Below are 8697 nucleotides of genomic sequence, written 5' to 3'. Positions count from 1 at the left end.
ACCGCCATATTCACCGGATTTAAATCCGATAGAAAAATTCTGGGCTAATATGAAACGATGGATTAAGAATAAAATTACTGAATTCGCAAACTTGTACGAAACTTTAAAAAAGTTTTTTACTGCACCTAATACTATATGATTTACTATATCATCTCAACTAACTAAAATCACTGAGATTTCTACATTGTGTAAAAAAGCTAACAATACTAATACTCAAAAAATATTAGATAAAATATCACTAACTAGTATCTCATCAAATTATGACGGATATAGGAATTTATCACCGGCGCAAATAGAGCAACAATTCTCTAAATTCAAAAAGCAACTAAAACAAGATTTACAAAATTTTGTAGAAATTAACGCACTATTAGAAGATTATTCTAGCGGGAGAAAAACTCCAATAAATACAAATATTGTAGTAGATGACGAAAGTTATGTTTCTGATTTTAAGGTTGAAACTAAAACAGGTTCTAGATTAGAGCATACCCCTTCTCAATCAGGTATATTCAATACTTTTTCTCTTGAGAGACTTGATGAAGAAAAAACTTCTTTAGGCGGTGATATGAAAATATTTGATTCTGAGTTTGAAGATTAGTTTAACGTGATTTCTGCAATAAGATTACTTTGTTGCATGACTCTTATGTCATTCCCGCGAAAGCGGGAATCCATTACTTTAAAGCCATTTTAAAGCTTAATTTGAAAAGTAAAAAATCTTTGAAATTAAGATTTTTTAAAAGCTCGATTTATCTCGCTTTACCCTGGATTCCCGCTTTCGCAGGAATGACACCCGGTGCGTTTTTAGAGCCACGCAACAATGCCCGCTCGCAATGGCGATATCAGAGTATATCAAGCAAACTCCAATAATATCTGTCCTCTTACGACATTATCCTTTTCATTTACAAAAATCTTGGCTATTTTTCCGTCTCTTTCGGCAAGAAGTAGATTTTCCATTTTCATAGCAGTTAAAACCATAATTTCTTGTCCTGCTATTACTTGCTGTCCTTCTTTTACCTTTATCGCAACAATTTGACCGCTTAGAGGTGCTACAAGTTCGGGGTTTTCTTCTACCACTACTTTTGAGACCATCAATGCTTCAAGTTCGGATATGCGAGGAGAGCGTACAAATGCTTTTACGCTAATACCTGCATGTGATAATAGATAACCGGTTCTGATATTCTCAATTTTCACATTTGTCTTTTTACCATTAATTATAGCTGTAAAAAGTTCATTACCTAAATTCCAGTTACTACGAATATATATTCGGTCGCTTTCGTGACGTATATTATAGCCGTTTTCAACAGGTGTAATTAAGACGGGGAATAGTTTATCATCGATAGTTACCACCCACCTTGTACCTATTTTGTTAGCCTGATTGTTAATATTGCCAGAAATTAAAGAAGCCCGTCTTTGTTCCGATATATAAATAAAAATAGCTGTTGCTAAAAATACGGTAGTTACTTCTGAAGTTAGACTTGCTCCTGAAAAACCATCCGGATATTCTTCTTGGATAAAAGCAGTAGAAATATTACCGCTAACAAAGCGAGGATGCAGCATTACTGCTTCTAAGAAACTGATATTATGAGAAATACCGTTAATGATATACGAGCTTAAAGCAGAACGCATGACCTCGATTGCCTCTTCTCGTGTTTCACCGTAAGTACATAATTTTGCAATCATCGAATCATAAAACATACTTACTTCACCGCCAAGCCCGATACCTGTATCTATCCGGATATTAGGACTCTTTGCAGGTTCAGAATAAGCAGTAATTCTACCGCTAGATGGCAAGAAACCCCGACTTGGATTCTCAGCACAAATTCGTGACTCAAACGCCCAACCTTTTAATTTTACGTCATCTTGGGTAAATGATAATTTCTCACCGGCAGCAATTTTTATCATCTCTTCAACAATATCTATGCCGGTAATTAATTCGGTAACAGGATGCTCAACTTGCAGTCTTGTATTCATTTCTAAAAAATAGAAATTTTTATCATTGTCTACTATGAATTCAACTGTACCTGCCGAATAATATCCAACTTTTTGAGATAAAGAGATTACCTGCCGGTACATTTCTTGTCTTATATCTTCGGTAATAACGGAGCTAGGTGCTTCTTCAATCACCTTTTGATGATGACGTTGTATAGAACATTCACGCTCTCCAAGACATACGCTATTACCATACTGATCGGCAAGCAGCTGAATTTCGATATGCCGGGGTGTCTGAATCAATTTCTCAATAAATAATCTATCATCACTAAAACTATTTCCTGCTTCAAGCTTTGCCGATTCAAAGGCATTTGCCATTTCAGCGGGATTATTCACCACTCTCATACCACGCCCGCCACCACCAGCGGCGGCTTTCACTATTACCGGAAAGCCTATTTCTTTGGCAATATCTATCGCTTGTTTAATGTCATTTATAGTCCCCATATAACCGGGAACGGCACTAACGCCCGCCTCTATTGCAATTTTCTTTGCTTCGATTTTATCACCCATTTTCTTAATGGTTGTAGCACTAGGACCTATTAAAACTACTCCTTCTCTTTTAAGAATATTGGCAAAATTCGGATTTTCCGATAAAAAACCGTATCCTGGATGTACTGCACTTGCTCCACTTTCGCGAATCGCCGAAATAATATTTTTAATAGATAAATAGCTTTCTGTTGCAGGAGAATCACCTATATAATAAGCTTCATCCGCATGCTGCACATACATTGAATTGGTATCGGCTTCCGAGTACACAGCAACCGACTTTATACCCATATTTTTTAAGGTACGTATTATCCTAACGGCGATTTCGCTACGATTAGCTATTAAAATTTTATCAAATAATGGTTTAGTCATAGTTTTTTGTATCCTAATGTCACCCCGTGGCTTGACCACGGGGTCTTGTGTCACAGACTGTATTCTGAGATCCCGTGGTCAAGCCACGGGATGACAGCTAAAGCGGCAAATTATCATGCTTCTTCCAAGGTAATTCTACTTTTTTAGTACGCAAGAAATTTAATGCTTTACATATTCGCCATCTAGTATTTTGCGGTCTTATAATATCATCCAAATATCCCCTAGATGCCGCAACAAAAGGCGAAGTTACTACTTTTCTATATTCATCGATTTTTTGTTTTTTAGCTTCAGGGTCTTTACATTCTTCCTTAAATATTATCTCGGCTGCTCCCTCTGCACCCATAACGGCGATTTCAGAATTAAACCAAGCATAATTTATATCACCTCTAAGATGCTTAGAATTCATAACTATATAAGCACCTCCATAAGCCTTACGGGTAATTACTGTAATTTTTGGTACCGTAGCTTCCGCATAAGCGTATAACAGCTTAGCACCGTGCTTAATAATACCGTCATGCTCTTGAGATGTACCGGGCAAGAATCCAGGTACATCAACAAGGCTTACTATAGGAATATTAAAAGCATCACAAAATCTAATAAATCTTGCTGCTTTTCTTGAGGCGTTTATATCTAAACATCCTGCTAAATACAAAGGCTGATTAGCAACAAAGCCTACCGGATAGCCTTCCATATAACCAAAGCCAATAATGATATTCTTAGCAAAATCAGGTTGTAATTCAAAAAATTCCCCCTCATCAACTATACGCTCAACAAGCTCTTTCATATCATAAGGCTTATTAGGAGTGTTAGGTATTAACGTACTAAGAGACATATCGACTCTATCGGCAGGATCAACAGTCGAACGAACGGGAAGAGGACTACGATTGGATGACGGCAAGAAATTAAAGAACTTACGAATTTCGAGCAATGCTTCTATATCATTGTTGAATGCAAGATCGGCAACACCGCTTTTAGTAGTATGCATCCTAGCACCGCCTAGTTTTTCTTGGCTTACTTCTTCACCGGTTACAGTTTTTACTACATCAGGACCGGTTACAAACATATAAGAACTATTCTTAACCATAAATATAAAATCGGTTAAGGCAGGAGAATATACCGCACCACCGGCACAAGGTCCCATAATTAAGGTAATTTGCGGGATAACACCAGAAGCTAAAACATTACGCTGAAATAATTCACCATATCCGGCAAGAGCGTCAACCCCTTCTTGAATTCTTGCTCCCCCTGAGTCGTTAATACCGATTACGGGAGCACCGGTTGCTATAGCTTGATCGATAATATCGCAGATTTTCTTAGCATGATATTCACCGAGAGAGCCGCCGAGTACGGTAAAATCTTGGCTATAAATAAATACCAACCTACCGTTTATCGTACCGTGTCCCGTTACAACGCCGTCACCTAGAAACTTTTTATCCTGCATCCCGAAATTATCGCATCTATGTGCTACAAACATACCTGTTTCGGTAAAGCTATTCGGATCTAATAATACTTCTATCCGCTCTCGTGCGGTTAATTTACCTTTTTGATGTTGTGCGTTGATCCTAGCTTCACCGCCCCCTTGCCTTGCAATATTTTTTCTTTCATCCAGTAGCTCAGGAGAGATTATATTACTTTGATTCATAGATATTTATAGTTTTATTTTCCAAAATACCCATAATATAATATATTAATGCTAATGTGAAAAGATAATTATTTATGTCATCTACCGAAGATACTAAAGAAAAACCGAAAAAAGCCAAACCGGCAGCTAAATTTGATAATTTATCAACTGCTTTAAAAAAGAATTTACAAAGAAGGAAGAACTTGACAAAAAAGACTAATGAAGAAAAAATTGATACTGTAATAGATAAATAATCTTTAGGAGAATAAAATATGAGCTTACATGAAGCAATAATTAAAATCAGTAAAATTTTTTCTCTTTTTATTCCCAAACAAGACACAGGGGAATCTAATAATGATATTCCTGCTAATAGAGAAGCAATGCGTGATTATTATGAAGATTTAAATAATCCTCATTAAAAAGTATTTATCCATAGCAATTTGACATATTAATATAAATTGCTAATATTTGGATGGTTTAGGTTTTGTTGCATAGATACCTTAACCGTCATTGCGAGTAGGGACATAGTCCCGACGTGGCAATCTTGTCAAGCATCCTGAGATTGCTTCGTCAAAATTTTCAATTTTTTCTCGCAATGACGATTTGAATCCAACAAAATTGACATTTAAAATATTTTATATCATGGACACAAACAAATTATATCTTTTCAAAGATAGACGATTCTTACCAAATTTTATAATACAATTAGGTGGTTGTCTTAACGATAATATATTAAAAAATGCTCTAGTAATCCTTATAACTTATGGTGTTGCCGGTTCTTTAAGTAAATATAATAATCTACTAGTTTTAATTGCTAATGCTACTTTTGTATTACCTTTTATAATATTCGCAAGTATAGCAGGACAAATTGCCGATAAATACGAACGTGCAAATCTTATTAAAATTATCAAGATTTGTGAAATCGGTATAATTGCCTTTGCAGTTTATGGATTTCATCATAATAATCTGTTCATTCTGTTTTGTTCTATTTGCTTAATGGGTATACATTCCACTTTTTTTGGTCCGATCAAATATAGCGTATTACCCGATCATCTAAATAAAGATGAACTACTTGGAGCTAACGGCTTTGTTGAAGCCGGAACTTTTATCAGTATTTTTATCGGTACTATAATCGGTAGCTATTATACAATCAGCAATAATTTTATAATTTATTCCTTAATTACCATCGCCTTTCTCGGCTTCATTACAAGCCTTTTTACACCAAAATCTAAAAATGCAAATCGTGATATTAAAATAAATTTTAATGTTATAGATGAAAGCATAAATATGATTAAATATGCTAAAGCAAAAAAACAGATATATTTAGCTATACTTGGTATTTCATGGTTTTGGTTTATCGGAGCTGCTATAATTTCACAAATACCTTTACTTGCTAAGATAACTTTTAAAGCCGATGAGAATGTTGCTAACTTATTTTTAGCGGTTTTCTCCCTTGGTGTTGGTGTCGGGTCGTTTTTATGTAGCAAAATATTTGAAGATGAAATTACCGTTAAATATCTATTTATTTCGGCACTAGGTATTAGTATTTTCGGTATTGATTTATTCTTTGCAAGTAGAATTAGTTCAGTTAACTACGAACCTACTCAGCTAAAAAGTATTTTGGTATTTTTGTCTAAAAGGCATAATTGGCGAATAGTTATCGATTTATTTTTCTTAGCAGCAATAGGTGGATTATATATCGTTCCCCTCTTTGCAATATTACAGCATTACGCAAACCCTGCTCATCGTAGCCGAATTATTGCCGTTAACAATCTTATAAATTCCATTTTCATGGTGGGATCAACAATTATTCTATCTCTATTATTTTATCTAAATTTCACTATACCTTGGATTATATTATTTATTAGCCTAGCTAATATAGTTGTCACTATATATATTTATCGCTTAATACCTGAAGTTAAAATTATTCCGTTTAAACTATTGCGGAGAATATTCCAAATCTGTTTTGATCTTATGTATAAGGTTGAAGTTAAAGGACTTGAAAATTTTCAAAAAGCCGGTAAAAAAGTAGTTGTTGTTGCTAATCATATTTCATATCTTGACCCTCCCCTAATCGCTACTTACCTAAAGGAAGAAATGACTTTTGCAATTAGTCCCGATATACAAAAAATATGGTGGATTAAGCCGTTTTTACGTATGGCAAAAACTTTGCCGGTTGATCCAAGTAATCCAATGGCAATAAAGACTTTAGTAAAAGAAGTACAAAAGGACCAGAAAGTAGCTATCTTTCCTGAAGGTAGAATAAGCGTTACCGGCTCTTTAATGAAAATTTACGAAGGTCCGGGAATGATTGCCGATAAAGCCGGTGCTACCGTTTTACCGGTTAGAATAGATGGAACTCAATTTACTCATTTATCAAAATTAAAAAACATATTAAAAAGAAAAATATTTCCTAAAATTACTATAACCATTTTACCGCCGGTAAAATTTGCTAATATGGATGCCGCAAGTAATCAAGAGCGACGCAGTTATATAGCCAGAACTCTTTATGATATAATGGCTGAGATGATGTTTGAGAGTTCGGACTATAAAAATACTTTATTCTCATCTCTTATAGAAGCTGCTAAAATTCACGGGTTTAAGAAAAAAATAGTTGATGATTTTGAAAATAATGCCGTTACTTATCGAGATTTAATATTAAAATCTTTTATCCTCGGTGATTTAATCAAAACGAACAACATCTTTGGCAGAAATTTAGGCTTAATGTTACCTAATACCACGAATACGTTAATTGCTTTTTATGCTATGCAATCTATCGGTTATGTTCCTGCTATAATTAATTGGAGTAGCGGCATAGGTACTATTATTAACTGCTGTAAACTTGCACAAATTAAAGTAATTTACACTTCAAAACAATTTATCGAGAAAGCAAATTTACATGAATTAATAACTAACTTATTAGATTTCGGTATTAAAATAATATATTTAGAAGATTTTAACAATCAGATTAGTACAGCTTTAAAACTAAAAGCAAAAATAGGAAGTTATTTTTCCCAAACTTATTACAATTATTTTTGTCGTAATCGTGATGACGAAAAACCGGCCGTAATAATTTTTACTTCAGGTACTGAAGGTGAACCTAAAGCCGTATTACTATCTCACAGAAATTTACAAACTAATAGATATCAAATAACTGCTAAAGTACCTTTTAGCCCTGAAGATATAGTATTTAACTCCTTACCTTTATTTCATTGTTTCGGTCTTGGAGGTGCAATTATTACAACTTTAAACGGTATTAAGCTGTTCCTATACCCCTCTCCGCTAAATTATCGCAGTATTCCTGAAGTTATATATGATGTCGGAGCAACTATATTAATTTCTACCGATACTTTTTTAAACGGTTATGCTAATTACGCTCACCCATATGATTTTTACTCATTACGCTATATATTTGCCGGCAGCGAAAAATTAAAAGAATCTACAAGACAATTTTGGCTTAATAAATACGGCATACGTATTTTTGAAGGATATGGGATTACAGAAGCCGCACCTATTATAGCTTGCAATACCCCTATGCATAATAAAGCAGGCACAGTCGGAAGATTATTACCAAAAATTGATTATAAACTTGAGAAAGTAGAAGGAATAAATGAAGGAGGCCGTTTATTCATTAAAGGCCCTAATATCATGCTTGGTTACTTGGACTTAGAAGGCCACCATACTTATAAAGAATGGTATGACACCGGCGATATAGTCAAAATCGATTCTGAAGGATATATAACAATATTAGGACGTTTGAAACGCTTTGCTAAAATAGCAGGGGAAATGATACCTCTTACAAAAATTGAAGAGCTTGCAAGTGAAATTGATCCTGACTCTCTGCATGCCGCTATTTCTGTCCCCGACAAAACACACGGGGAAAAGATTATTTTATTTACTACCGGCTCCGGTGTAAATAGAGAAAACTTTGCAGATGTCGTATCTAAAGCTCAAATTTCTTTACTACATTTACCGAAAGTAATTATTACCGATTCAGAAATACCTCTGCTTGCAAACGGTAAGATAGACTATCTTGAGATTATGAAAAACCACTAGTGTCACCCCGTGGCTTGACCGACGTCGTTGCATGGATACCCGAGTCGTCATTGCGAGCGGCCGTAGGCGTTGTTGCATAGCTCGTTTATGTCATTCCCGCGAAAGCGGGAATCCAGTAATTTAAAGGTTATACACAATAAGTTTTTAAAATTAAAAGCTCGATTTATCTCGCTTTT

The 8697-nt window shown here is 34.8% G+C and carries 7 protein-coding genes; 5 read left to right on the top strand and 2 right to left on the bottom strand.

What is annotated here, in order from left to right; all coding sequences use genetic code 11:
• Together AC1Z7D_RS04555 and AC1Z7D_RS04550 are read left to right on the top strand one after the other, a co-directional pair.
• The coding region (locus tag AC1Z7D_RS04555; RefSeq protein ID WP_482602140.1) for a transposase at nt 1-139 on the top strand (139 nt) is incomplete at its 5' end.
• Between the two features lie 45 nt (nt 140-184).
• Complete coding sequence (locus AC1Z7D_RS04550; RefSeq protein WP_482602370.1) at nt 185-595, top strand: hypothetical protein; 411 nt, start codon at nt 185-187, stop codon at nt 593-595.
• Between the two features lie 251 nt (nt 596-846).
• On the opposite strand, the gene AC1Z7D_RS04545 is transcribed toward AC1Z7D_RS04550, so the two are convergent.
• Together AC1Z7D_RS04545 and AC1Z7D_RS04540 are read right to left on the bottom strand one after the other, a co-directional pair.
• Nucleotides 847-2844, bottom strand: a complete 1998-nt coding sequence (locus AC1Z7D_RS04545; RefSeq protein WP_482602368.1) for an acetyl-CoA carboxylase biotin carboxylase subunit — start codon at nt 2842-2844, stop codon at nt 847-849.
• Between the two features lie 97 nt (nt 2845-2941).
• Nucleotides 2942-4486 (bottom strand): acyl-CoA carboxylase subunit beta, encoded by a 1545-nt coding sequence (locus tag AC1Z7D_RS04540; protein ID WP_482602366.1) that lies wholly within the window; start codon nt 4484-4486, stop codon nt 2942-2944.
• Nucleotides 4487-4560: 74 nt separating this feature from the next.
• Here AC1Z7D_RS04540 and AC1Z7D_RS04535 point away from each other — a divergent pair, with 74 nt between their 5' ends.
• From AC1Z7D_RS04535 to AC1Z7D_RS04525, 3 genes are all read left to right on the top strand, one after another.
• Nucleotides 4561-4719 (top strand): hypothetical protein, encoded by a 159-nt coding sequence (locus tag AC1Z7D_RS04535; protein WP_482602364.1) that lies wholly within the window; start codon nt 4561-4563, stop codon nt 4717-4719.
• An 18-nt stretch (nt 4720-4737) separates the two neighbouring features.
• Nucleotides 4738-4884: a hypothetical protein gene (locus tag AC1Z7D_RS04530; RefSeq protein WP_482602362.1), complete on the top strand. Its 147-nt coding sequence runs from the start codon at nt 4738-4740 to the stop codon at nt 4882-4884.
• A gap of 223 nt (nt 4885-5107) precedes the next feature.
• Entirely contained in the window at nt 5108-8521 is a 3414-nt protein-coding gene (locus tag AC1Z7D_RS04525) for an acyl-[ACP]--phospholipid O-acyltransferase (RefSeq protein WP_482602372.1), read from the top strand.
• The last annotated feature ends 176 nt before the right edge of the window (nt 8522-8697 follow it).

It is taken from the genome of Rickettsia sp. (genome assembly GCF_965035265.1).
The sequence above is the reverse complement of the archived record's forward strand: the minus strand, read 5'-3'. Positions and strand labels throughout refer to the sequence as shown.